We start from the raw sequence: 242 nt of genomic DNA on the forward strand, positions 1-242 counted from the left end.
TCCCAGTTTACTATGTCGGCAGTGCAGAGAGAGGAAACGCTGAGAACGGCTTAAGCTGGCACCTATTAACCAGTGAACCAGTCACCAGCAAAGAAGACGCCTTAGCTATCATCAGCTACTATGAGCACCGTTGGCTTGTAGAGGAATACCATAAAGTCTGGAAAAGTGATGGCACGGATATCGAAAGTTTACGCCTTCAAAGCCAAGATAACATGGAAAGATTGGTGACGATTAATGGCTTT

Annotated in this window: 1 protein-coding gene; it reads left to right on the plus strand. The window is 45.5% G+C overall.

What is annotated here, in order from left to right; all coding sequences use genetic code 11:
• Positions 1 to 242, plus strand: a 242-nt coding sequence (locus H4J63_RS20015) for a transposase (protein WP_182198120.1), incomplete at both ends; no start/stop codon positions are given.

Origin of the sequence: Pseudoalteromonas sp. 5Ae-yellow (genome assembly GCF_014077565.1) — a bacterium.
Classification (GTDB): Bacteria; Pseudomonadota; Gammaproteobacteria; order Enterobacterales; family Alteromonadaceae; genus Pseudoalteromonas.